The sequence below is a fragment of the Methylobacterium nigriterrae genome (assembly GCF_037106235.1).
Lineage (GTDB): Bacteria > Pseudomonadota > Alphaproteobacteria > Rhizobiales > Beijerinckiaceae > Methylobacterium > Methylobacterium nigriterrae.
In genome coordinates, this window is the sequence record NZ_JBAWTG010000007.1 from 46,282 (window position 1) to 70,814 (window position 24,533).

The 24,533-nt window shown below is 68.9% G+C and carries 20 protein-coding genes, 1 tRNA gene and 1 pseudogene; 16 read left to right on the forward strand and 6 right to left on the reverse strand.

Annotated features, from left to right (window positions below; translation table 11 throughout):
* Positions 1-82: 82 nt before the first annotated feature.
* Positions 83-982: a phosphoserine phosphatase SerB gene (gene serB, locus WDW90_RS06670; RefSeq protein ID WP_336486549.1), complete on the reverse strand. Its 900-nt coding sequence runs from the start codon at positions 980-982 to the stop codon at positions 83-85.
* A 35-nt stretch (positions 983-1,017) separates the two neighbouring features.
* Between serB and miaA the strand changes: the two genes are divergently transcribed.
* Complete coding sequence (gene miaA / locus WDW90_RS06675) at positions 1,018-1,944, forward strand: tRNA (adenosine(37)-N6)-dimethylallyltransferase MiaA (protein WP_336486624.1); 927 nt, start codon at positions 1,018-1,020, stop codon at positions 1,942-1,944.
* Here miaA and WDW90_RS06680 read toward each other — a convergent pair.
* Positions 1,922-2,788 (reverse strand): NAD(P)-dependent oxidoreductase, encoded by an 867-nt coding sequence (locus WDW90_RS06680; protein ID WP_336486550.1) that lies wholly within the window; start codon positions 2,786-2,788, stop codon positions 1,922-1,924. The genes miaA and WDW90_RS06680 overlap by 23 nt on opposite strands.
* A 220-nt stretch (positions 2,789-3,008) precedes the next feature.
* Here WDW90_RS06680 and WDW90_RS06685 point away from each other — a divergent pair, with 220 nt between their 5' ends.
* The 5 genes from WDW90_RS06685 (at position 3,009) to WDW90_RS06705 (ending at position 9,510) form a co-directional block, all read left to right on the forward strand.
* On the forward strand, positions 3,009-5,066 hold the full coding sequence (locus WDW90_RS06685; RefSeq protein ID WP_336486551.1) for a carbon starvation CstA family protein: 2,058 nt from the start codon (positions 3,009-3,011) through the stop codon (positions 5,064-5,066).
* 5 nt (positions 5,067-5,071) lie between these two features.
* Complete coding sequence (locus WDW90_RS06690) at positions 5,072-5,296, forward strand: YbdD/YjiX family protein (protein WP_336486552.1); 225 nt, start codon at positions 5,072-5,074, stop codon at positions 5,294-5,296.
* A gap of 118 nt (positions 5,297-5,414) precedes the next feature.
* The gene (locus WDW90_RS06695) at positions 5,415-5,612 is read left to right on the forward strand and encodes a DUF3606 domain-containing protein (protein WP_336486553.1); all 198 of its coding nucleotides are present in this window, start codon (positions 5,415-5,417) and stop codon (positions 5,610-5,612) included.
* A gap of 69 nt (positions 5,613-5,681) precedes the next feature.
* Entirely contained in the window at positions 5,682-6,116 is a 435-nt protein-coding gene (locus WDW90_RS06700; RefSeq protein WP_336486554.1) for a tellurite resistance TerB family protein, read from the forward strand.
* 166 nt (positions 6,117-6,282) lie between these two features.
* On the forward strand, positions 6,283-9,510 hold the full coding sequence (locus tag WDW90_RS06705; protein WP_336486555.1) for an efflux RND transporter permease subunit: 3,228 nt from the start codon (positions 6,283-6,285) through the stop codon (positions 9,508-9,510).
* On the opposite strand, the gene gph is transcribed toward WDW90_RS06705, so the two are convergent.
* Positions 9,485-10,192: a phosphoglycolate phosphatase gene (gene gph, locus WDW90_RS06710; protein WP_336486556.1), complete on the reverse strand. Its 708-nt coding sequence runs from the start codon at positions 10,190-10,192 to the stop codon at positions 9,485-9,487. The two genes, WDW90_RS06705 and gph, sit on opposite strands and share 26 nt — an antisense overlap.
* A gap of 138 nt (positions 10,193-10,330) precedes the next feature.
* Here gph and WDW90_RS06715 point away from each other — a divergent pair, with 138 nt between their 5' ends.
* From WDW90_RS06715 to WDW90_RS06755, 9 genes and pseudogenes are all read left to right on the forward strand, one after another.
* The gene (locus WDW90_RS06715; RefSeq protein WP_336486557.1) at positions 10,331-10,789 is read left to right on the forward strand and encodes a hypothetical protein; all 459 of its coding nucleotides are present in this window, start codon (positions 10,331-10,333) and stop codon (positions 10,787-10,789) included.
* Between the two features lie 127 nt (positions 10,790-10,916).
* Positions 10,917-11,627, forward strand: a complete 711-nt coding sequence (gene rpiA, locus WDW90_RS06720; RefSeq protein ID WP_336486558.1) for a ribose-5-phosphate isomerase RpiA — start codon at positions 10,917-10,919, stop codon at positions 11,625-11,627.
* 126 nt (positions 11,628-11,753) lie between these two features.
* Positions 11,754-12,305 (forward strand): DUF2059 domain-containing protein, encoded by a 552-nt coding sequence (locus tag WDW90_RS06725; RefSeq protein ID WP_336486559.1) that lies wholly within the window; start codon positions 11,754-11,756, stop codon positions 12,303-12,305.
* Positions 12,306-12,389: 84 nt separating this feature from the next.
* Positions 12,390-13,553 carry an O-antigen ligase family protein gene (locus WDW90_RS06730; RefSeq protein ID WP_336486625.1) on the forward strand — a complete coding sequence of 388 codons (1,164 nt, stop codon included), beginning with the start codon at positions 12,390-12,392 and terminating at the stop codon, positions 13,551-13,553.
* Entirely contained in the window at positions 13,550-14,935 is a 1,386-nt protein-coding gene (gene gor, locus WDW90_RS06735) for a glutathione-disulfide reductase (protein ID WP_336486560.1), read from the forward strand. The genes WDW90_RS06730 and gor overlap by 4 nt, the downstream gene beginning before the upstream one ends.
* 44 nt (positions 14,936-14,979) lie before the next feature.
* On the forward strand, positions 14,980-15,276 hold the full coding sequence (locus tag WDW90_RS06740) for an RNA polymerase sigma factor region1.1 domain-containing protein (RefSeq protein WP_336486561.1): 297 nt from the start codon (positions 14,980-14,982) through the stop codon (positions 15,274-15,276).
* Positions 15,277-15,594: 318 nt separating this feature from the next.
* Positions 15,595-15,720 (forward strand): hypothetical protein, encoded by a 126-nt coding sequence (locus tag WDW90_RS06745; RefSeq protein ID WP_336486562.1) that lies wholly within the window; start codon positions 15,595-15,597, stop codon positions 15,718-15,720.
* 6 nt (positions 15,721-15,726) lie between these two features.
* Positions 15,727-17,287 (forward strand): annotated as a pseudogene (locus WDW90_RS06750) (methyl-accepting chemotaxis protein).
* Positions 17,288-17,439: 152 nt separating this feature from the next.
* Positions 17,440-18,822, forward strand: coding sequence for a class II 3-deoxy-7-phosphoheptulonate synthase (locus tag WDW90_RS06755; protein WP_336486563.1), 1,383 nt, complete (start codon positions 17,440-17,442; stop codon positions 18,820-18,822).
* A 218-nt stretch (positions 18,823-19,040) separates the two neighbouring features.
* Here WDW90_RS06755 and WDW90_RS06760 read toward each other — a convergent pair whose 3' ends face one another.
* Complete coding sequence (locus WDW90_RS06760) at positions 19,041-21,920, reverse strand: EAL domain-containing protein (RefSeq protein WP_431310990.1); 2,880 nt, start codon at positions 21,918-21,920, stop codon at positions 19,041-19,043.
* A 352-nt stretch (positions 21,921-22,272) separates the two neighbouring features.
* On the opposite strand from WDW90_RS06760, the gene WDW90_RS06765 reads away from it, so the two are divergent.
* Entirely contained in the window at positions 22,273-22,656 is a 384-nt protein-coding gene (locus WDW90_RS06765; protein ID WP_336486565.1) for a cupredoxin domain-containing protein, read from the forward strand.
* 191 nt (positions 22,657-22,847) lie between these two features.
* Here WDW90_RS06765 and WDW90_RS06770 read toward each other — a convergent pair whose 3' ends face one another.
* Both WDW90_RS06770 and WDW90_RS06775 read right to left on the reverse strand, forming a co-directional pair.
* Positions 22,848-24,122, reverse strand: a complete 1,275-nt coding sequence (locus WDW90_RS06770) for an efflux RND transporter periplasmic adaptor subunit (protein WP_336486566.1) — start codon at positions 24,120-24,122, stop codon at positions 22,848-22,850.
* Between the two features lie 149 nt (positions 24,123-24,271).
* Positions 24,272-24,346, reverse strand: a tRNA-Val gene (locus tag WDW90_RS06775).
* Positions 24,347-24,533 lie beyond the last annotated feature (187 nt).

Genomic DNA, 24,533 nt, shown 5'->3' on the forward strand with positions numbered 1-24,533 from the left:
CGGCACGTCCTTCGAAATCCCGAGTTCCACGGCCGGAACTCGGGATCACGCATCGAGGGACGCTCCTGCACGTCTCCTGCTGTCACCCCGCCACGAACTCGCTCGCCGCGTAGCCCTGGAGGTAGAGGAGCGCGGTCAGGTCACCGTGATCCACCCGGACGTGAGCCGCCGCCGCAACCGCCGGTTTCGCTCGGTAAGCTACACCGAGGCCGGCCTCTCCCAGCATGTCGAGATCGTTCGCGCCATCGCCGACTGCGAGGGTCTCGACCGAGTCGAGTCCCAGACGTCCACGAAGTTCGACGAGGGCATCGCGCTTGGCCGCTTTGCCGACGATCGGCTCCTCCACCGTGCCCGTCAGGTGACCGGAGGCAATCCCGAGCCGGTTCGACCGGTCCTCGTCAAAGCCGATCGTGCGCCCAATCGGGCCTGTGAAGACTGAAAATCCGCCCGATACGAGACAGGTGTAGACGCCATGCGCTTTCATGGTGCGTACCAGCGTTCGGCCGCCGGCTGTGAGCGAGAGGTGCTCACCGATCAGTCCGTCGATCACATCAACGGAGAGCCCCTTGAGGAGCGCGACGCGCTCGCGCAGGGCTGGTTCGAACGCGATCTCGCCCCGCATCGCGCGCTCGGTGATCGCCGAAACGCGCTCTTTCAGCCCGACCATGTCGGCAAGTTCGTCGATGCATTCCTGCTCGATCATGGTGGAATCCATGTCCGCCAGGAACAGGCGCTTGCGCCGATGCGGTCCGGCTACCTGCACTGCAATGTCGATCGGCTCGCCTTCCAGGGCTCGCCGTAGGCGCTTCGTCAGAACCTGTGCCGTGTCCGGCCTGCCGGCCACGAGGATCTCGGCCGCAACCTCGCCGTGGAGGATGCGCGGCTGGTGTTCGGTGGCAAGCACCGCCCGGGCTTCGGCCAGGACGGCATCCGTGATGGCGGGATCCGCCTCGTTTGCTATCAGGGTCGCGACGAGAGTCATCCTGGAGCGTTCCGAAGTTGCCGCTGCCAAAGCCGATGCCAGCCGAACGGCTTGCGGCGATTTTCATTGCAGGGCCGACCGCCTCCGGCAAGTCGGCCCTGGCGACAGCCCTGGCGCGTCGTCACGACGGTGTCGTGGTTAATACGGATTCGATGCAGGTCTATGCGGATCTGCGTACGTTGACAGCGCGTCCGACTGCCGAGGAGGAGGCGAGCGTGCCGCACCGGCTTTACGGCCACGTCGACGGGGCCGTGAACTACTCGGCCGGGCAGTTCGCACGCGACGTCACGGCACTGCTGATCGATCTGAGAGACCGGATGCCGGTCTTCGTCGGCGGCACCGGCCTCTACTTCCGGGCCCTCGAAGAGGGACTGTCCGAGATCCCGCCGATTCCCGACGCTGTTCGAACCTCCGTGCGAACGCGATGCGAGGGGCGCGCGACGGAGGATCTCCATTCCGAACTGGCCGCGCATGACCCGATGGGCGCGGCCCTGGTGCGGCCAAGCGATCGGGCGCGCGTCATGCGGGCGCTGGAGGTTCACTCCGCCACGGGCCGTCCCATCGCGGAGTTTCGTGGGGAGCCGGTTCCCGGCCCGCTCGCAGGTCGCCGCCTGCGCAAGGTCTTTCTCGCGCCCGACCGGGAGCGCCTGCGCCGGCGGATCGACGACCGCTTCCGCAAGATGCTGCGCGAGGGCGCTCTCGACGAGGTCGCACGGCTGCGCGGCCGCGGCCTCGACCCTCTATTGCCCATCATGCGCGCGCACGGCGTGCCGGGGCTGATCGCACATCTCGACGGAGCGATCAGCCTCGAGGACGCGATCATCCGCGGCCAGAACGACACCCGTCGCTACGCCAAGCGTCAGTTCACCTGGTTCCGCCACCAGATGGGGACCGAGTGGCTCTGGCTCGACCCGGAGGAGGTGGACGTGGCGGAGCACCTCAGCGGTCGAGCCGCGCAATGAGGCTTGATGTGTCCCAGCGGCTGCCGCCAAGGCGCTGCACGTCCGCGTAGAACTGATCGACAAGCGCCGTCACGGGCAGCGTCGCCCCATTCCGGCGCGCCTCGTCGAGAAGGATCCCGAGATCCTTGCGCATCCAATCGACCGCGAAGCCAAACTCGAACTTGCCGGCGTCCATCGTGCGGCCGCGGTTCTCCATCTGCCAGGAGCCGGCCGCGCCCTTCGAGATCACGTCGAGCACGGCCTCGACATCGAGGCTTGCCCTCTTTGCGAAGTGGATACCCTCGGACAGGGCCTGGACGAGGCCCGCGATGCAGATCTGGTTGACCATCTTGGTCAACTGACCCGAACCAGAGGGTCCCATGAGGCGGCACGCGCGCGCGAAGGCCGCGATCGCGGGCGCGACCTTCGCGTAGGTCGCCGCGTCGCCGCCGCACATGACCGTGAGGACGCCGTTCTCAGCCCCGGCTTGGCCACCCGAAACCGGAGCATCGATGAAGCCGAGCCCCTTGGCGTCGGCCGCTTCGGCCAGTTCGCGGGCCACCTCCGCCGACGCGGTCGTGTGATCGACGAAGACCGAACCGCGCTGCATTCCAGCGAATGCGCCGTCTTCCCCGAGCGTCACACCGCGCAGGTCGTCGTCGTTGCCGACGCAGGCGAAAACGATCTCGACGTCCCGCGCTGCCTCGCGGGGCGTCGGTGCATGCGCGCCGCCGTTTGATTGCACCCACGCCTCGGCTTTCGCCGCCGTGCGATTGTAGACTGTGACCTCATGGCCCTTGGCGGCAAGATGCGCTGCCATGGGTCCGCCCATCACTCCGAGGCCCAGGAACGCGATCTTCGCCATGAACCGACTCCGATGTCTGCTGGATGCGTGCCGAGCGATCTAGGTTCAGGGGGGCAGGCCGTCAAACCCATCCACCGACCGTAGGCAGGCCAGGAGGCCAGCGACAAATCTCGCGAAGGTGTACGCAAACGACCGATCACGCGTATTTTCCCGCGGGCATTTTTTTGCGACAAGAGCCGAGACCGCCGGCCTTCAAGAACCGGCTTTGGAGTGGACGTCCATGGAAGCGATCCAGAAACATGGGCCCTGGGCCCTCGTCGGGGCGCTCGGCGCTGCAGCGCTCGCAATCGTCGCGACGGAACGCGGTGAGGCGGTAAACGCCCTCTGGATCGTCGTCGCGTCGATCTGCGTCTACGTGATCGCCTATCGTTACTATTCGCTGTTCATCGCCACCAAGGTGATGCACCTCGATCCGAAGCGGCCGACCCCTGCAGTCCGTCACAACGATGGGCTCGATTATGTCCCAACGAATAGGAGTGTCCTGTTCGGGCACCACTTCGCCGCCATCGCCGGGGCGGGCCCGCTGGTCGGTCCGGTTCTGGCCGCACAGATGGGCTATCTGCCTGGATTGCTCTGGATCCTGGCCGGCGTGGTCTTCGCAGGCGCTGTCCAGGACTTCATCGTCCTCTTCGTATCGATGCGCCGTGACGGTCGCTCGCTCGGCGAGCTGATACGGGCGGAGCTCGGTACCGTGCCGGGCGTGATCGCCCTGGTCGGCACCTTCCTGATCATGATCATCCTCCTGGCGGTACTGGCGCTGATCGTCGTCAAGGCGCTGACCGGCAGTCCCTGGGGCACCTTCACCGTTATGGCGACGATCCCGATCGCCATCCTGATGGGCGTCTACTCGCGCTACATCCGCCCCGGTAAGATCGGCGAGGTCTCGATCCTCGGCTTCGTGCTTCTGATGCTTGCGATCGTCTACGGCGGCAGCGTCGCCGAGCATCCCGTCTGGGGGCCTGCCTTCACCTTCACGGGCACCCAGCTCTGCTGGATGCTGATCGGCTACGGGTTCGTCGCCTCGATCCTGCCCGTCTGGCTACTGCTCGCGCCGCGCGACTACCTGTCCACGTTCCTCAAGATCGGCACGATCATGGGCCTCGCCATCGGCATCGCCGTCGTGGCTCCGCACATGCAGATGCCCGCGATGACGAAGTTCGTGGACGGCAGCGGCCCTGTCTGGTCCGGCCAGCTCTTCCCGTTCCTGTTCATCACCATCGCGTGCGGATCGGTCTCGGGCTTCCACGCGCTGATCTCGTCGGGCACGACGCCCAAGCTTATCGCCAGTGAGGCCGATGCTCGCATGATCGGCTACGGCGGCATGCTGATGGAGAGCTTCGTCGCCGTGATGGCGCTGGTTTCCGCCTGCGTGATCGATCCCGGCGTCTACTTCACCATGAATTCGCCGGCCGCCCTCGTCGGCACCACGCCGGAGAGCGCCGCGACGGCCGTGACCGCGCTCGGCTTCGCCGTAACTCCGGAGACGATCACGGAGGCCGCCAAGGACGTCGGCGAGACCACAATCATCTCGCGCGCCGGCGGCGCGCCGACGCTCGCCGTCGGCATGGCGCACATCATCTCCAGCGCGATCGGCGGCAAGGCGATGATGGCCTTCTGGTATCATTTCGCGATCCTGTTCGAGGCGCTCTTCATCCTAACGGCCGTCGATGCCGGCACCCGTGCCTGCCGCTTCATGGTCCAGGATCTTATCGGTATCGCGGTCCCGTCATTCCGCGAGACCACGGCGTGGGTGCCGAGCATCCTGGCGACCGCGCTCTGCGTCGCGGCCTGGGGCTACTTCCTCTATCAGGGCGTGACCGACCCGCTCGGCGGCATCAACACCCTATGGCCCCTGTTCGGGATCTCGAACCAGATGCTGGCGGCGGTGGCACTGACGCTGTGCACGGTAGTCATCTTCAAGATGAAGCGCGAGCGCTACGCGTTCGTCACCATCGTGCCGACGCTCTGGCTCTGCATCTGCACGCTGACGGCCGGCTGGCAGAAGATTTTCTCCGCAGACCCGCGCATCGGCTTCCTCTCGCATGCCGAGAAGTATGGTGCCGCGCTGAATGAGGGAAAGATCCTGGCTCCCGCCAAGAACATCGACCAGATGAGCCAGATCGTGTTCAACGACCGAATCGACGCGGCACTCGCGGCGCTCTTCATAGCCCTCGTGGTGGCGATCGCGGCTTTCGGTCTGCTCGCCTGCATTCGTGCCTTCCGGGCCGATCGCTGGACGGCGCTGGAAACCGATGCTGCGGCCGTGCCGGCGGAGTGACACGCATGACCCGGTCGTCGCAGGACTTGCGGGAACGTTGGAAGACGTTCTCGAAATGCGTCTGCGACGGCGCTCGCCTGATGGTCGGCCAGGGTGATTACCAAGCCTATGCGGATCATATCCGCAGGACGCATCCTGACCAGACGCCGATGACCGAACGCGAGTTCTTCCGCAATCGCGAGAATGCTCGGTTCGGCGTCGGCAACCGCAGCGGATTTCGCTGCTGCTGACGAGCATTTCCGGATTTCGCCCGAATCCTCGACGTTCGGCGGCACGATGCCTCGGCCCTGGCGTTTCCGGTCTGACGCGATCGGACCCGATCGCTCGCCCGAATGCCGAGGAGCCACGATGGCCGACAATCAATCCGCAGCACTCGAGCCGAAGGCCGTCAACATCGGAGAGCCCTGGGAGCGGGCTTACTGGGCTCGTCGCTTCATGGTTCCGGTCGAAGCTGTGCAGGCGGCGGTGGACGCCGTCGGAAACGACCCGGCCGCGGTCGCCGCGCATCTCGGCCGGGATTGGCCCGGCCATGAGCCGATCGTCTGAGGATCGACTCAACGCAGCCCTTGACTCACCGGACCGGATCCCTGCCACTCGCGTGAGCGGGAGGCGGAGATGAGCATCTTTCAGGACGCGATCCTTCGGTTCGGACGAACCATCATGTCCTACGCGGGTGACGCTGTCTTCCTCGAGGCGTCGGTGTCCGCCGCCGCCAACGTGACGCTGGCCGACGGCGAGATCGACGAGGAGGAAATCGAGTCGGCGATCAGCGGAATGCGCGCCAATCCGATCCTCGAGAAATCCTACGACACGCTCCGGGTCGAGCAGGCGCTCTACGAGGGCATCGCGCGCGCCAAGACCCGCGCGGGGCGGCTCGAGAACATCCGCCTCCTGGAGGCGATCGCGGACAGACCGATCAATCAGCGGCAGGACGTATTCCTGATCGCCGCGGATGTTGCGGATTTCGGCGGCATCAGCGAGGTCGAGCACAGGGCGCTCGACGAGATCGCGCGGGCGTTGAAGGTCGACAAGGCGGCTCTGCTGGGCTGAGGCCGGCGGTGCCATTCGGTGTCCGCGCGTCGATGTCGGCCGCCTGCGTCGACACATCGCTGCACCGTCGATCGCCTCAGACACCAAAGCGAAACAATATGCGCGCTCGCTGCAACCGCAGATTGGGGGCGGCAAGTCTCGCCGATGGCTGCGTCGCGGAGACCGCATGGGCCTCGTTCTGTACGCACTGAAATTTCGGATCACGATTTACGTGCTCGCCGTGCTCATGATGCTCAGTGGGGCCGCAGCCGTGATCGTGGCGCCGAAGGATGTGCTGCCGACCGTCGACATCCCCGTGGTCGTGGTGGTCTGGACCTATAACGGTCTGTCCGCGCCAGAAATGGAACGACGGATCACGACTTACAGCGAGTACGGAATCTCGAACAACGTCAACAACATATCCCGCATGGAATCGACGAGCCTCCAGGGCACGTCGGTGATGAAGGTCTATTTCGACCAGAGCGTCAGCATCGATCTCGCCATCGCGCAGGTCGTGTCGTCGACGAACTCGATCCGCGCGACCATGCCACCCGGCGTGCAGCCGCCCGTGATCCTGCGTTTCTCGGCCTCTTCCGTGCCCGTCATCCAGCTCTCGCTCGCATCCACGAAGGAGAGTCTCACCAAAGTCTACGACTACGCGCAATATCGCATTCGCCAGCGCCTCGTGCAGGTGCCCGGCTCGACCCTGCCCTCGCCTTTCGGCGGATCGCCCCGTCAGATCATGGTCGATCTCGACCTGCACGCTCTCCAGGCCCTCGGACTGACGCCGATCGACGTCACCAACGCGATGACAGCGCAGAATCTCACGGTCCCGTCCGGCCTCGCCAAGATCGGCGAACAGCAATATCCGGTCCGCCTGAATGCCACGCCCGAGGCGATCGAGGCGCTCAATGAGATCCCCATCAAGGTCGTCGCCGGTCAGCCGGTCCTTGTGCGGGACGTCGCCTATGTCCGCGATGGCGGTCCGCCGCAGGTCAACATCGTGCGGGCCGATGGCCTCGATTCCGTGCTGATGCGCGTCTTCAAGAACGGAACCGCCTCCACGCTCGATGTGGTCAGCAACGTCAAGAAAGCGCTCCCCGACATCCGAGCCGCTGCGCCCGACGGCATGACGCTGAAGCCCATCTTCGACCAGTCGGTCTTCGTCTCGGCGGCGATCGAGGGCGTTATCCACGAAGCCGCCATCGCGGCCGGGCTCACAGGCCTGACGATCCTGCTGTTCCTCGGTTCCTGGCGCTCGACCATCGTCGTGCTGATCTCGATTCCCCTATCGATCCTGACCTCGCTCGCCGTGCTGGCAGCGCTGGGCGAGACCATCAACGTGATGACCCTCGGCGGCTTGGCGCTCGCGGTCGGTATTCTGGTCGATGATGCGACGGTGGCGATCGAGAACACGTATCGGTTGTTCGAGGAGGGCGAGCCGTTCCGCAAATCCGTCGTCGAGGGCGCAGCCGGGATCGCGAAGCCCGCCCTTATCTCGACCCTCTCGATCTGCGCCGCTTTCGTCTCCGTCTTCGCGCTCACCGATACGCCGAAATATCTTTTCACCCCGCAGGCCCTTGCGGTCGTCTTCGCGATGCTGACCTCGTACCTGCTCTCCCGAACCCTCGTGCCGGTTCTGATCGACGTGCTCGTGGCGTCGGAATATGCGCGCCATCACGGAACGCCGGCGGAGGCTCCTCGGCAGGGTCGCGTTGCCCGCGCCCTCGGCTTTGTCGGGCGCCCGGTCTTCACGCTGGCCGACCGCTTCCGTCACGGCTTCGAGGCGCGTTTCGCGCAGTTCCACCGCGGCTATCTCGGACTGCTTCACGTGCTGATCCGGCGTCGCATCGTGACGCTCGTGTTTGCGGCCACGATCTTCGCCGGAAGCGCGGTGCTGTTCACTTTCGTCGGACAGGATTACTTCCCGCAGGTAGCCTCCAGCCAGATGACGCTCCACATCCGTACCCGCCCCGGCATGCGGATCGAGACGGCGCAGCAAATTTTTGCGCAGGTCGAGCAGGCCGTACGCGAGGTCATTCCCGACAACGAAGTCGACCAGATCCTCAATAATATCGGATTGCCGGCAAGCAATTATAACTTTGCTTTCTCTGACGGATCATTCGTCGCCTACAATGACGGACAGATGCTCATCAATCTGAGGGAAGGGCACGGCCCGGCCGCCGCCTACGCCAAGCGCCTCCGCGACGTGCTGCGCGAACGCTTTCCGGACGTCGTGTTCTACTTCCAGCCTTCTGACATCATCACGCAGATCCTGAACTTCGGCACGCTCGCCCAGATCGATGTCCAGGTCTCAGGGCGCAGCTCCGACAAGGATCTGGCCGTCGCACTCAACATCGTCCGGCGTCTGAAGGAAACCCGCGGAGCGGTCGATGTGCATCTGCACCAGATCATCGGGACGCCGCAGTTCTTCGTGGATGTCGACCGCCGCCTCGCCTCCGAGCTGGGCCTCACTCAGCAGCAGGTCGCGCAAGGATTGAACGTCTCACTCTCGGGCTCCTTCCAGGTCACGCCGAACTTCTGGACGGACCCCAAGACAGGAATTCCGTACCAGCTCTGGGTGCAGACGCCGGAATATCGGAATGCGTCGCTCACCGCGTTGCAGAATACGCCGCTCCTCGTCCAGGGCGCTTCGGACCAACCGGGCGTCCTGACGCTCCTGTCCAGCGTCTCTTCCTCCCGTCGGGAGGGCACACAGACGGTGATCAGTCACGTCAACACGGCGCCGACCTTCAACATCTACGCGGCCGTGCAGAATTCCGATCTCGGATCCGTCGCCCGCGAAATCCGCAGGATCGTGGCGGAGGAGCAGAAGACCCTGCCGGCGCCCGACAAGATCACGATCCGCGGGCAGATCGAGAACATGGATTCGGCCTTCTTCCGGCTCGGCGTCGGCCTGAGCATCGCGCTGATCGCGGTCTACCTTCTGATGGCCGTGAACTACCAGAGTTGGGGCGACCCTTTCGTGGTGCTCGCGGCGCTGCCGCTCGCGTTCTGCGGCATCGTCGCAAGCCTGTTCGTGACGGGCACAACCTTCTCGATACCCTCGCTCTTCGGCGCCATCATGTCGGTCGGCATTGCCTCGGCCAACTCCATTCTGCTCGTCACCTTCGCCAAGGAGCATCGGGAGGCGACGGGTTGCGGTGCCGTCGAGGCGGCGCTTCTCGCAGGAGAGACGCGCCTCCGGCCCGTGCTGATGACGGCGGGCGCGATGTTCCTCGGCCTGATCCCGATGGCGCTGGGAACGGGCGAGGGCGGCGAGCAGAACGCGGCGCTGGCGCGCGCCGTGATGGGCGGCATCGCGTTCGGCACGCCCTCGACGCTCCTGTTCGTGCCCTTCCTCTACACGCTCCTGCGCCGGGGCGCGGTCAAGCCGCTGGAGGATTACGCCTGATCGGCGACACAAGGTCCCGGATGGCGCCGGCCAGATCGTCGAAATGCGATATCACCCGATCGGGGCCGAGTTGATCGACGGGCGTGTCGGTGTAGCCGAAGGTCACGCCGACCACGGGAATGCCGGCGGCCTTCGCGGCATCGATGTCGGCGCGGGAATCGCCGACCATCACGGCGCGGCTCGGATCGCCCTCTGCGCGCTCGATCGTGAGGGTGATGTGGCGCGGGTCGGGCTTCGAGTAGGGGAAGGTCGCGCGCCCGCAGATCGCCGCGAACCGGCTGCCGATCCCGAGCCTGTCCAGTAGCTCGACCGCGTGCGGCTCAACCTTGTTCGTGCAGACGGCGAGGAGAAATCCGTCCGCCTCCAGACGGTCGAGCGCAGCCGCCACGCCCTCGTACAGGTAGGTGTGGTCGCACAGATGCGCGCCGTAATGATCGAGGAATTCCCCGAAAAGACGCTCGAGCCGCTCGGTCGAGAGCGGCTCGCCGGCCGCCGAAAAGCCACGCTGGATCAACGCCTTGGCACCGGCGCCGATCATGTCGCGCGCCTCCTCGAGGGGCACCGGCGGCAGGGCCTCGCGCCGGAGCAGCACGTTCAGGGTCCCGACGAGGTCTCCGGCCGTCTCGGCGAGCGTGCCGTCGAGGTCGAACACGGCGATCGGCTTGCGCGGCGACATGGGCATCCTTGGGGGCGGGGAGGCTGGAATCCGAGGCTCGCCGTCTGGCTAACCGTGGCGGCACCTGCGATCAAGCAGGTTCGATGCCCAAGACTCGCCCGAAATCCCAGAGACATCCTGCTGCCGCGTCAAACGAGACAAACCATGAAATCAGCGTCCCCGATTCTCGCCGTCTGCATCCTGGCGAGCGCGCCGGCCCTCGCCGCGTCCTTCGAGTTTGTTCCGGCTCCGCAGATCGACCTGAACCGGGTCTACCGGATCGACAAGGTGACGGGCGAGGTCACGTCCTGCCAATACGGCCTGCGCGAGGGCGGCGGCATCGGCCAGACCCTGTGCTTCGGCGCCGGCGAGGGGGCGGTCGCGCAGGCGCCCTCCGAGTACGGTCTGGTTGCATCGCGCCATACGCGCGAGGCGGGCGTGTTCCGGGTGAACTACCGGACCGGCGAGATGAGCATCTGCTATGTCCAGGTGAAGGAGGAGGTCGTGGTCTGCACGCCGCAGGCCAACCCGGCGACGGGCGGCGCCGGGGATGCGCCCGCCACTGGCGCGGCGCCCGGTCGCGCCGGGCCGAGCGCGACGCCGCCGCAGGGCGGCCGGCCCTGACCGGGCGGACGCAGCATCGTCTTTCGCGCCGCGGCCGCGCCGTGCTAGGGGCAGGCGCGCCGCTTTCGGGAACTCACGTCGGTATCGCCATGCGCCCTTCCGTTCACGCCCCGCTCGGAGCGTCCCGATGAGCGGGCCGGACCTGCGCCGGGCCGCGGCCGCACGGGCGCTCGACCTCGTCGAGCCCGGCATGCGGCTCGGCATCGGCACCGGCTCGACCGCCAACGCCTTCGTCGAGCTCCTCGGCGAGCGCGTGCGCGGCGGGCTCGCCATCGTCGGCGTGCCGACCTCGGAGGCGACGCAGGCGGCCGCCGCTCGCGCCGGGATCCGCCTCGCCACCCTCGAGGAGGTGCCGGAACTCGACCTCACCGTCGACGGGGCGGACGAGGTCGACGCTCAGCTTCGCCTGATCAAGGGCGGGGGAGCCGCGCTGCTGCGCGAGAAGATCGTCGCCTGCGCGAGCCGCCGGATGGTCGTCATCGCGGATGCGGCCAAGCAGGTCGGCACGCTCGGCGCCTTTCCCCTGCCGATCGAGGTCAACGCCTTCGGCCTGCGCCCCACGCAGATCGCCGTCGAGGCCGCGATCGGGCGGGCGGGCTGCGCCGGTCCCGTCTCGCTGCGGATGGCGGCCGACGGGTCCCCGCTGACGACGGATGGCGGCCACCGCATCCTGGACGCGCGCCTCGGTCGCATTCCCGACCCGGAAGCCCTCTCGGCCGCCCTCTGGTCGGTGCCGGGCGTCGTCGAGCACGGCCTGTTCCTCGGGATCGCCTCGGCGGCGATCCTGGCGGCGGATCGCGGCGGCCGGGCCGAGGTCACCATCCTTGGCACCCTCTAGCATTCCGCGGGGCTGGCCGCTGCGCGGGCCGCGCGAGACGACACCCTTTCCTCACGGGCGCCCGGGCCGTTGAACGGCACCGAGCCCGCCCCGCCTCAGCGACCGACAACGACCGGAGACGCAGCCATGTCCCGCCGCCTCATCGCCGCCACGCTGGCCGGCCTCTTTCTGGCCGCCCCGCAGGCGGCTGACGCGCAGAACAGACCCGCGGCGCAGAAGCCCGCATCGCCCGCCCCCGCCGCGCCTGCGGCGCCCGCGATCAGCGCGAACCATCTCGCGCTGGCCCGCGAGGTCATGCTGAATTCCGGGATCGCGCGCTCGTTCGACTCGATCATCCCGGCCTTCGGCGAGCAGATCCGGCAGCAGACGGTCACCCGGCCCGATCTGAGCAAGGATCTCGACGAGGTCCTGGTGGCGCTGGGGCCCGAGATGGAACTCCAGAAGCAGCGCATGATCGACAACGCGGCGCGCATCTACGCGACCAAGCTCAACGAGGCCGAGCTTCAGGACATCGCCACCTTCTTCCGCTCGCCGGCCGGCAAGCGCTACGTCGAGACGCAGCCGCAGGTTCTCGACGAGATGGTTCAGGCCATGCAGACCTGGACCCAGGACGTATCCGAATACGTCATGGTCCGCGTGCGGGCCGAGATGGGCAAGCGCGGCCACCAGATGCAGTAGCCGCGGTCGCCCCGCCGCGCGGAACCCGCTCCCGTGAGCCTGTCCGGGCGCCTCTCGGCCGCCGGTGCCGTGGCGCTGGCGCTGATGCCGCTCGCCATGGCGCTGGCGAACCGGTCGAGCCCGCTGGTCGTCGGGCTCGCGGCGCTCCTGTTCCTTGCCGCCGCCCTCGCGGACGATCCTTCGGATGCGCTGGGCCGCCTCGTCCGGCCGCTCGTCACGCCGGTCGGCCTGGCGGCCCTCGGCTTCCTCGGCTGGTGCGCGGTCTCCGTCGCCTGGAGCCCTTTCCCGGCGGCCTCCGGCCGCAGCGCCGGCGAGTTCCTGCCGACGCTCGCGGCCGCCTACATCCTCGCGCGCCTCGCGCCCGGGCGGCTGCCGCCCTTCGCCGCGCCGCTGGCGGCGGCCGCGATCGTGCTGGCCTCCCTCTGGATCGTGGTCGGGCTCGCGGCCGGCCTGCCGGTGCAGCGCGCGCTGGGGATGCGCGTCGCCGATTTCGTGTTCAACCGGCCGGCGCTGACGCTTCTGCTCGTGGCCGGGCCGCTCGCTCTCGTGCTGGCGCGGCGCGGGCGGCGCCTCGCCGGAGCGGCCGTGCTCGCCTTCGGGGCTGCCGGCATCCTCCGCTCCGTCAGCGGCGCCGCCGCGATGGGTCTGATCGCCGGCACGGCGATGGTGCTCGCCGCGCGCCTCCTGCCGGCGCGCCTCGGAAGCGGTCTCGCCGGGCTCGGCCTCGGCTGCGCGGTCGCGCTGGCGCCGATCGAGGGGGACCTGCTGCGTCGGGTGATGCCGGAGGCGGCGCATGAGAGGCTGGTGCAATCCTCCTCGCGCGCCCGCGTCGCGATCGCGCGCAGCTTCGGAGCCGCGGTCGCGGCCGATCCCTGGCGCGGCGCGGGCTACGGCGTCTCCGGCCGCTTCGCGGAGACGCCGGTCGCGCAGCGGGTCGAGCCCGAGATGCGGGACATGCTCGCGGTGGGCCATCCACACAACAGCTTCCTGCAGGTCTGGGCCGAGCTCGGGATCGTCGGCGCCGGTCTCGCAATGGCCGTGCTGCTGCTAACGCTGCGCGCGCTCGCCGCCTGGCAGGCGACCGAGCGCGCCGCGGCGCTCGGCCTGACGGCGGCGGCGGCGGCGGTCGCCTTCGTCGAGCACGGGGCCTGGCAGGCATGGTGGACGGCCGGGCTCGGGGCTGCCATCTCCTGGCTGCGGGAGGCGGCCCGCCCGCAGCCTTTGTCCGACCGACGGGACTCACCATGAAGTCAGAGCACGATGTCGACCTGTTCGTGATCGGGGGCGGCTCGGGCGGCGTGCGCGCGGCCCGGATCGCCGCGGGCTACGGCGCCCGGGTCAAGCTCGCCGAGGAGTACCGGGTCGGCGGCACCTGCGTCATCCGGGGCTGCGTCCCGAAGAAGCTGATGGTCTATGCCGGCCGCTTCGCCGACGAGTTCGAGGATGCGGCGGGATTCGGCTGGAGCGTCGGGGCGCCGCGGTTCGACTGGTCCGTGCTGAAGCGCCGCCGCGACGCCGAGGTGGCGCGGCTCGAGGGCATCTACGACACCAACCTGATGCGCGCGGGCGTCGAGATCGTGCCCCAGCGCGCGGTGATCGAGGATCCGCACACGGTCCGGCTGGCGGGCACGGGCGAGCGCGTGACGGCGCGGGTCATCCTGATCGCGGTCGGGGCGCACCCGGTGAAGGAGCCGATGATCCCCGGAATGGAACTCGCCATCACGTCGAACGAGGTGTTCGAGCTCGAATCCCTGCCGGAGCGCATTCTCGTGGTCGGCGGGGGCTACATCGCGGTCGAGTTCGCGGGCGTCTTCGCGGCGCTCGGCAGCCGCACGACCCTGCTGCACCGGGGCGACAAGCTTCTGCGCGGCTTCGACGACGAGGTGCGCGACGCCCTCGGCGAGGCCTATGCCAAGCGCATGGACCTGAGGCTCGGCCGCACCGTGCAGAGCCTGGAGCGCCGGGACGGCGCCGTCGCGGCCCGCCTCGACGACGGCAGCGAGATCCTGGCCGATCAGGTCCTCGTCGCGACGGGCCGGCGCCCGAACGTGCAGGGTCTCGGCCTCGAACGGGCCGGGATCGAGACCGATCGGGTCGGCGCGATTCCCGTCGACGCCACCTCGCGCACCACCGTGCCGTCGATCTACGCGGTCGGCGACGTGACGAACCGGGCGAACCTGACGCCGATCGCGATCCGCGAGGGCCACGCCTTCGCCGACACGGTCTTCGGAAACAAGCCGTCCTGCGTCGACCATCGCCTGATCCCGACCGCCGTGTTCTCGACGCCCGAGATCGGGGTCGTCGGCCACAACGAGGACGTCGCCCGCTCGATCTACGGCGAGATCGACGTCTACAAGGCGAGCTTCCGCCCCATGAAGGCGACGCTCTCGGGGCGCGACGAGCGCGTCCTCATGAAGGTGCTCGTCGACTGCGCGAGCGACACGGTGGTGGGCGTGCACATCGTCGGCCACGACGCGGGCGAGATCATCCAGGCGGTCGGCATCGCGGTGACGATGGGCGCCACCAAAGCCGATTTCGACCGCACCATCGCGGTCCACCCCACCGCGAGCGAGGAACTCGTCACCATGCGGGTGCCCGCGGTCACCAAGCGGCCGGTCGCGGTCGGCTAGGCGCGAGCCCTCGACGCGGCAGGCCGCCGAGCCATATTGCCCGTATGGGCAAGCGAGACGACGCGCACGATCGGCGGCAGGCCATCATCGACGGGATGCTGGCCGACGCCCTGCGCCCGGCCTATACCTACCGCCTGCCGAGCCACGACGCGCTGCCCGCCGACATCCGCCGCGCCATCGACGCGCTGCTCGCCAAGGCCGAGGCGCAGCGCCGCCGCTGCCTGACCTACGACGATCTGGAGGAGGCGCTGCCGCCCCGCGACGTCTCGGCGGAGGACCTGGAGGCGATCTTCTGGATCCTGGCCGAGCACGGGATCGAGGTCGAAGACGGCGAGACCTGACGACCGGTCCCGCCCGGGATCCCCTCCCGCCCGGTTCGCGCGCGGCAAGCCGCGGAGAGGCGTCGATGCCGGCCAGCGCCGGACCGCCCCGATGCCGCTCGGAAGGCATGCCGACCGCAACGACGGAACGTCATCGCTGAAAAACAACTCTTAATTTAAGTACGTGGCTATATTGAAATATTGACGAACAAGCGACGGGCAGAAGTATCACAGACGATGGATCGACAGCCTGATCTTATGCCCAAGACTACGAATTTAAGCTGCTATTAACCCTGCCGGCCGAGCGTTCACGGGAGGTTTTTCACCCGCGAGGCTGTCGTGTCGCTCATGTCCCGGACCGGAATTCTAACCAAGCTCATCGCCGTCATCGCCATGATCTCGGCGATCGTGGGCGGCTGCGTCTGGTACGCGCAGTCGGAGATGACCGCGATCGACGACGCCTAATCGCTCCTGATCAATCGCGAAGCGCAGGCGGCGGCCGATGCGCGGCGGATCAATCGCGTGATCTTCGAGCTCAACTACGCCGTCTACCGGACCATCGCCGAGACCGACGCCGAGCAGATGCGCCGGGCGAACGCGCGGTTCGACGCGGCCGCGCCGCGCCTCGCCGAGCTCATCGCGCAGATCCGCGAGCAGCTTCCGGCCTTCGCGTCCCAGATCGACGAGGTCGGCGCGCGCACGCAGCGCTTCGTCAGGGACGTCTCGGAAGTGCGCGCGCTCGCGACGCGGAACCAGAACGAGCAGGCCATCGCTCTCGTCCATCGAACGATCGATCCGACCTTCGACGGGCTGGCGCAGATGTCGATCAAGCTCGCCGACGACATCAACGCCTACGCGCAGAAGGTCTCGGACACCCTCACGCTGAAGACCAACGCGGCGCGCTGGGCCCAGATCGGGTTCAGCGCATTCGGCCTCGCGGCCGGGCTCTTCTGCGCCGTCCTGATCTCCCTCATCGGCATCACACGGCCGCTGGGCCGCCTGGTTAAGGTCCTGCAGCGCATGGCGGGCGGCGAGATCGACGCCGAGATCCCGGAGGCGCGCCGCAGCGACGAGATCGGCGCCGTGGGCCTCGCGGTCGAGGGCATCAAGGCGATGGTTGCCCGCAAGTCCGCCGAGGAGGCCGAGGTCAAGCGCATCGCCGAGGCGGCGGCCGCCGCCGAGCGCCGACGCACCCATGATCGAGCTCGCCGACGGCTTCGAGCGGGCGGTGGGCGGCATCGTCGGCATGGTCTCGTCCTCCGCCACCGAATTGCAGGCCACTGCCCAGACCATGACGGCGACCACCGCCGAGACCGCCTCGCAATCGACCACCGTGGCGGCCGCGGCCGAGCAGGCCGCCTCGAACGTGCGGACGGTCGCGACGGCGGCCGAGGAACTCGGCGCGTCCGTTCAGGAGATCGGCCGGCAGGTCTCGGGCTCGGCCGGCCTCGCGCAGGCGGCGGTCGGCGAGGCCGACGAGACGGCGCGGCTCGTCCATGAGCTGAGCCAGGCCGCCACCCGGATCGGCGACGTGGTCGGGCTGATCTCGAGCATCGCGGGCCAGACGAACCTGCTCGCGCTCAACGCGACCATCGAGGCGGCGCGGGCCGGCGAGGCGGGACGGGGCTTTGCCGTCGTCGCCACTGAGGTCAAGGAACTGGCGAGCCAGACGGCCAAGGCGACGCAGGAGATCGGCCAGCAGATCGGCCAGATCCAGGGGGCGACCGGTCAGGCCGTGAGCGCGATCGGCTCGATCGCGGGGCGGATCCGCGAGATCAGTACGGTCTCGGGCTCGATCGCGGCGGCGGTGGACGAGCAGGGCGCGGCGACGCAGGAGATCGTGCGCAACGTCGCCCAGGCCTCGACCGGCACGGGGGAGGTGACGAGCAACATCGCGGGCGTCGCCGGCGCCGCGGAGGAGACGGGCGCGGCGGCCAGCCAGGTTCTGGCCTCCGCCTCCGAATTGTCGCGCCAGTCCGAGCATCTCGGCGCGGAGGTGCGCAACTTCCTGGCGACGGTGCGGGCCGCCTGAGCGCGGATGCGGGGCGCTCGGCACCCCGGCCGCGCGCCGGGGTTGGCGTTCCGGATAAACGCTCGCTTCCGCCCGCGATCCCCCGTATAAGCCCGGCTCTCCGCGCGGGAATCTTCGCGCGAACTGTGCCGAGGGGTGTACGGGAGTTGGTCATGGGCGAGCGTTGGACACCGAAGACATGGCGTAACCTGCCGATCCAGCAGGTGCCCCAGTATCCGGATGCCGCCGCCCTGCAGGCGGTCGAGACGCAGCTCGCCTCGTTTCCGCCGCTCGTCTTCGCCGGCGAGGCGCGCAAGCTGACGAAGTCGCTGGCGCGCGTCGCGGCCGGCGAGGCCTTCCTGCTCCAGGGCGGCGACTGCGCCGAGAGCTTCGACGAGCATTCCGCCGACAACATCCGGGATTTCTTCCGCGTCTTCCTGCAGATGGCGCTGGTGCTCACCTTCGCGGGCGGCTCGCCGGTGGTGAAGGTCGGGCGAATCGCCGGCCAGTTCGCCAAGCCGCGCTCCTCGCCGACCGAGACGCTCGAGGGCGTCTCGCTGCCGAGCTACCGCGGCGACATCGTCAACGGCCTCACCTTCACGGAGGAGGCCCGCGTGCCCGATCCGCGCCGGCAGCTCGAGGCCTACCGCCAGTCGGCCGCGACGCTGAACCTGCTGCGCGCCTTCGCGCAGGGCGGCTACGCCAACCTCGAGAACTCGCACCGCTGGATGCTCGACTTCGTGAAGGATTCGCCGCAATCCTCGCGCTACGCCGATTGCGCCGAGCGGATGACGGAGGCGCTGAACTTCATGCGCGCCATCGGGATCAATCCCGAGACGCACCAGGAGGTCCGCACCACCGACTTCTACACGAGCCACGAGGCGCTGCTCCTCGGCTACGAGGAGGCACTGACCCGGGTCGATTCGACGAGCGGCGACTGGTACGCCACCTCGGGCCACATGCTCTGGGTCGGCGACCGCACCCGCCAGCCCGACCACGCCCATGTCGAGTACGCGCGCGGCATCCGGAACCCGATCGGCCTCAAGTGCGGGCCCTCGATGACCGGGGAGGGCCTCGTCCGGCTCATCGACGCGCTGAACCCTGAGAACGAGGCCGGGCGCCTGACCCTGATCTGCCGCTTCGGCGCGGACAAGGTCGGCGAGCACCTGCCGAACCTGATCCGGGCCGTCGAGCGCGAGGGCCGCACCGTGGTGTGGGCCTGCGACCCGATGCACGGCAACACGGTCACGGCGGGGCGCTACAAGACGCGGCCCTTCGAGCGGGTGATGCAGGAGATCGAGAGCTTCTTCGACATCCACCGGTCCGAGGGCACGATCGCGGGCGGCCTGCACCTCGAGATGACCGGCAAGGACGTCACCGAGTGCACGGGCGGCGCCCGCGCACTCACGGCCGACGACCTGCAGGACCGCTACCACACCTACTGCGACCCGCGCCTCAACGCCGAGCAGGCGCTTGAGGTGGCCTTCCTGACGGCCGAGCTCGTCAAGCGCGAGCAGGCCGAGATCGAGCGCCCGCGCCTCGACGCGGCCGAGTGAGGGGCACGCCCCCGGGCAGCGGTCGAGGCCGCTCCCCGGGGGCGCCGCCTCAGTGCAGCCAGTTGGTGAAGAAGTAGATCAACAGGATCACCGGCAGCGGGATGCCGATGAGCCAGAGCAGGCCACCCTTGAGCATTGCGACTCTCCATTGAACAAAAGCGGTGTTCAACGGGAACTAGCGAGCGCGGGTTCCGTGAATTCTGGCAGCTCGTTGGGGATTACGCGATCGCCCGCGCGGTGCCGTTCCAGCGGCGCAGGATCGCGGGCACCTCGGCGGCCGGAACGGGCCGGCTGAACAGGTAGCCCTGCACCTCGTCGCAGCCCTCCTCGCGCAGGCGCGCGAGCTGGGCCTCGGTCTCGACGCCCTCGGCGGTGGTGGTCATGCCGAGGCTCGCGCCGAGCCCGATCACCGCGCGCACGATGAAGCCCGAATCCTCCGCCTCGCCGAGGTCGCGCACGAAGGACTGGTCGATCTTGATCTTGTCGAACGGGAAGGAGCGCAGGTAGCTGAGCGAGGAGTAGCCGGTGCCGAAATCGTCCATCGAGACGCGGGCGCCGAGCGCCTTGAGGCTGTGCAGGATCGCCGTGGTGGTGCCGGGATTGGCGACCAGCACGCTCTCGGTGATCTCGAGCTCCAGCCGCCGCCCGGGCAGCCCGCTCGCGGCGAGCGCGTCGCGGACCGCGCCGATCAGGCGGGCCGAGGTGAACTGCACCGCCGAGACGTTCACCGCGACCTTGAGACCGTCCGGCCAGCGGCTCGCCTCCTGGCAGGCGCGGCGCAGCACCCACTCGCCGAGCGGGATGATGAGGCCGAGCTCCTCGGCCAGCGGGATGAACTCGGCCGGCGAGACGCGGCCGCGCTCGGGGTGAGTCCAGCGCAGCAGCGCCTCGAAGCCGCAGACGCGCTCGGCGTTGAGGTCGTAGATCGGCTGGTAGTGCAGCTCGAACGCCTCCGCGGCGACGGCCTCGCGCAGGTCGCGCTCCAGGTGGCGGCGCGCCTGCAGGCGCGCATCCATCTCGGGCTCGAAGAAGCGGAACGAGCCGCGGGCCTCGGCCTTGGCGCGGTCGAGGGCGACGTCGGCGTGCTTCAGGAGCTTGTCGCAGGTCATGCCGTCGCCAGGCGCTAGCGAGATGCCGATGCTAACGCCGATCGTGACGGTGTTCTCGCCGAGCGTGTAGGGCGCGCCGAGCACATCGATGATGCGGCGGGCGAGCACGGCCGCGTCCTCGGGCCGCTCGACGCCGCGCTGGACGATGGCGAACTCGTCGCCCCCGAGCCGAGCGAGGCTGTCGATCTCGCGCACGCAGGCGCCGAGCCGGCTCGCCGCGGCGCAGAGCAGCGCGTCGCCGACCGGATGCCCGAGCGTGTCGTTGATCGGCTTGAAATCGTCGAGGTCGAGGCAGAGCACCGCGAAGCCGCTGTCGCGGCTGGCCTGCGCGATGGCGCTCTCGATCTGCTCGCCGAGCAGCAGGCGGTTGGGCAGGTCGGTGAGGGCGTCGTGGCGCGCCATGAAGGCGATGCGGGCTTCCGCGTGCCGGCGCTCGGTGACGTCCTCGAAGGTCGCCACGAAGCCGCCATCGGCGGTGGGCCGCTTCTCGATCGCGACGATGCGGCCGTCGCCGAGCTCCTGCAGGAAGGTGCGGCTCTCGGGGCGGCTGAAGGCTTCGGACTCCTCCGCCAGGAGATCGGCGACGTTCCGGCCCGGATGGTTGCCGGCCGCCACGCTGAGGCCGATCACCTCGCGGGCCGTCATGCCGCAGGCGACCGTGCCCGGGGCGTGCCCGTAGATCTCGGAATAGCGGCGGTTGACCACCATGAGCCGATGCTCGGCATCGTACAGGCACAGGCCCTGGGACATGTTGTCGAGGGCGGCGTCGAGGCGCAGATTCGTGGCCGTGAGGCGCGCTTCCTGCTCCTTGAGCAGGCTGATGTCGCTGCAGACGGCGACGAAGCCGCCCTCGCGCGTGGCGCTGCGGCTGACCCGCAGCCAGCGCCCGTCGGCGAGGCGGATCTCGCCGTCCCGTGCCAGGGTCCGGGCCGAATCGAGAACGGCGGCGGCCGGATCGGCGCCGCGGGCCGCGAGGCCGGCGACGGGAGCGCCCGCCTTCACGGCCTCGCCGTCGCCGCCGAAGAAGTCGGCGGCCTGCGCGTTCGCCAGCGCGATCTGGCCCCCGGCATCGACCACGACGACGCCCTCGCGCGAGCTCTCCAGGGCGTCGGCGAGGAGCGTCTGGGCGGAGCGGCGCTCGCTGACCTCGCGCTCCATCATGGCCCGGATGTTGTCGCGCATCGTCGCCATCGCGCGGAGCAGGGCGCCGAGCTCGTCGCGCGCGCCCGTCGGGATCGTGACGTCGAGGCGCCCGGCGGCGATGTGCTCGGCCACCGCTGAGGCGACCGCGACGGGGCCCATGATGCGGCGGTTCAGCAGGAAGGCGGTGATGGCCGAGAGCAGCAGCGCGACGCCGGTCGCCGCCGCGTAGAAGTTGATCTCGCTGGCCACCACGTTGCGGGCGGTCTGCCGGTAGGTGAAGCCGTCGCCGGCCGTGTAGTTCACCAGGAGGTCGATCTGCCCGTCGACGATGCCCGCCTGGCGGTCGAGAGCCTCCCAGGCGGAAGCCGAGGTGGTGGCGTGGTCGAGGCCGCGCCGGATCTCGTCCCAGGTCGAGACCGCGCCCTGCACGGCGATGCCGGCGCGGGCCGCCCGGTCGGACTGCGAGCGCTCGACCGCGATGGCGAGGTCCTCGGAGAGGTTGATGGCGAGTTCCGCCAGCTCCGTGTCGAGCTTGGCGCGGGCCGCCGCATCCTGCGCGATCGTGCGGCGGACGAAGATCGCCCGCATCTTCGCGAAGTCGGCGGCCGCCGCCCGCGCGTAATTGATGGACATCAGCGACTGGTCGTAGGTGCGGTTGACCAGCACACCGGCCTGCCGGATCCCGAGGGTCGCGTAGAGCCCGAGAGCGCCCGTGATCAGGCTCATGATCAGGAAGGCGACGAAGATGCGTCCGCGGATGGTCGAGAGCGTGTCGGCGGCGCGCCGCGGATTCACCGGCGCCGACACGGGATGCACGTCTCTCGGTTTCGTCCGGTTCCGTCGCATCGAAACGCAGGTGCTCTCATCTCGCTCTGGGACAGGTTAGGCCGCACAGGTTAAGACGCGCTTATCCGATGCAACCGGTGACAGCGCCGCCCCCCGGAGCGAGGCTATTGCCAAGTTCAATCGAGGATGATGATCGGACGCGAAAAGTCGGCTTCACCACGTCGCCGGCTTTCGCAGGCCGGGGGAGGAGCCTGTTCTCGGCTTGCGCAACATTTCACCCTAGGATTGTAGGCTCCGCACCGGTGCCCGGGTGCACGACGGGCACCTCGACGCTGTGACAATCGGTGGTCGAGTTCGGAGCAGATTCTTAAGCTCTCGACCGCTAGCGTGCCGCGACGCGCCAGAGATCACCATGACTGCTCGCACATTCCCGCCGGCACCCGCGAAGGCTGCACGTAGGCTCGCCGCGACCCTCTGCCTCTCGCTCGGAGCCGGGCTCCTCGCGGGGGCGGGCCTGGTGAGCGGGCTCGAAGCCGGCGGGCTGCTCGTCTCGCAGAAGGGCAGGGCCTTCCAGCCCGGGAGCCTCGCGGTGAAGCGCGGGGAGACGATCACGATCGTCAACGACGACAGCGACCTGCTGCACCATCTCTACGTCGAGTCCGAGACCTTCACCTTCGATTCCGGCGACCAGATGCCGGGCAGCCGCACCGCTATCACCTTCAGCCAGGGCGGCACCTTCCAGGTGCTCTGCGGCATCCATCCGAAGATGAAGCTCGCCGTACGCGTGACCCCGTAGAGGCGGGCCCGCCCCACCTCTCCCATTCGGGAGAGGTCGAGTCCGCGGCACGCGGACCGGGTGAGGGGTTCGCCGCCTCCGGAGAGTTCGCACCCCTCACCCTGTCCCTCTCCCGCACGGGAGAGGGGACCCGCGCCCGGGTGAGAAGCGCCACGGGCCCTGCACCGACGTCCTCGTGGATTCCGGTGGGTTCAGCGCGCGGCGGCCTGGACCGGCTTGCCCGCGTCGGGATCGGGCGCGCGCTCGATGGGCTGCCCGTCGCGCAGGTCCGGCGGCGGGCTCAGCACGATCCGCTCGTGACCCGAGAGACCCTGGTCGAGCTCGATCGTCTGCCCGAAATCGCGCCTGATGTGGACCGGGCGCCACTCGGCCTGCCCGTCGTCGCGGGCGACCACGACCTGCGTGCCCCGCTGGTTGAAGACGAGCGCCTCCGCCGGAATGATCACGGCGGGCTCGGTGCGGGGAATCTTGAGGGTGACGTAGACGTAGAGACCGGCCCGCAGGACGCCGTCGGGGTTCGGCACGTCGACCTGGGTGGTCAGGGTGCGGGAGGCGGTCAGCAGCGCGACCGAGCTGCGCTCGACCTGACCCGAGAAGGTCCGGTCCGGCATCTGCGGCACCTTGATCGCGGCCTCGACGCCGGCCGTGACGCCGACCGCCGCATTCTGCGGCACGTTCACCGAGATGCGCAGGATGTCGTCGCGGTCCATGGTCAGGAGCGGCGTGCCGCCCGCATCCGCCTTGACGAGATCACCGATATCGACCGACCGCGTCGTCACGACACCGTCGAAGGGCGCGACCACGTCCTTGAAGCCGGTGAGCGCCTTCAGGCGGTCGACCGTCGCGCCCTGCGCTTTGATGTTGGCCTCGGCGACCTTCACGCCGGCTTCCGCCGAGGCGAGGTTGGCGCTCTGGCTCAGCACGCCCGCCTGCGAGGTATCGGCGTTCTGGCGGGAGGCCCAGCCCTGAACGGCGAGCGTGCTGGTGCGGCTGTTCGTGACGTTGGCGAGATTCACGTTGGCGCGCGCCTGATCGACCATCGCCCTGGCCCGCAGGAGCTGCGCCTGCATCTGGCCGAGCTGTGCCTCGGCCTGGGCGAGCTGCTGGTCGAGGTCCGGCGCGGCGATCCGGAGCAGGACGTCGCCAGCCTTCACCCGCGAGCCGATATCGACCCGGCGCTCGGAGACGTAGCCGGTGGCCCGGGCGAAGATCGCGGCCTTCGCGAAGGCCTGCGTCTCGCCCGGCAAGGTCAGGTCGATCGCCTTGTCGGCCCGCTCCACGGCGGCCGTGCGCAGCCGCGGCACGAAATCCTTGGCCTTGCGCTGCGTCTCGGCGGCGGCGGCGCGCTCCTTCCAATGGCCGTAGCCGCCCCAGCCGAGGAGACCGGCACCGACGAGCGCGACGAGGACGAACGGTCCCTTGCGCGGCGGCGGCGGGATGTCGTGCGCGTCACCGTGCGCTTTCATGGATCACGTGCCCTCAGGACCGGACGCGGCTCGAAATGCTGGCAGACCATATACCTTGCGTGCAGACGCTCCTAGAGGAGTGCAATGCCGCAGCTAGGCCGGTCAGGACCGGACCCTTGCGCAGAACGATGATCGTTCGGAGGAAGGAATGGTGGGCGCGACAGGGATCGAACCTGTGACCCTTCGCGTGTGAAGCGAATGCTCTCCCGCTGAGCTACGCACCCGGACCTCGGGCCTTCTAGGGTGCCCATGGCAGCCCCGTCAAGGCCCTCGGACGCGCGGGGCCGCAGCCGGCGCGATACCGGCGCGCCGGTAGAGCGATCGCATCCGCGGGCGCCGCGCCCGCCTCGGAGGAACGGCCCCGGAGCGAGAGGAGGCCCGCGCGTCGGCCGTCCGCATTTTATCGTCCGG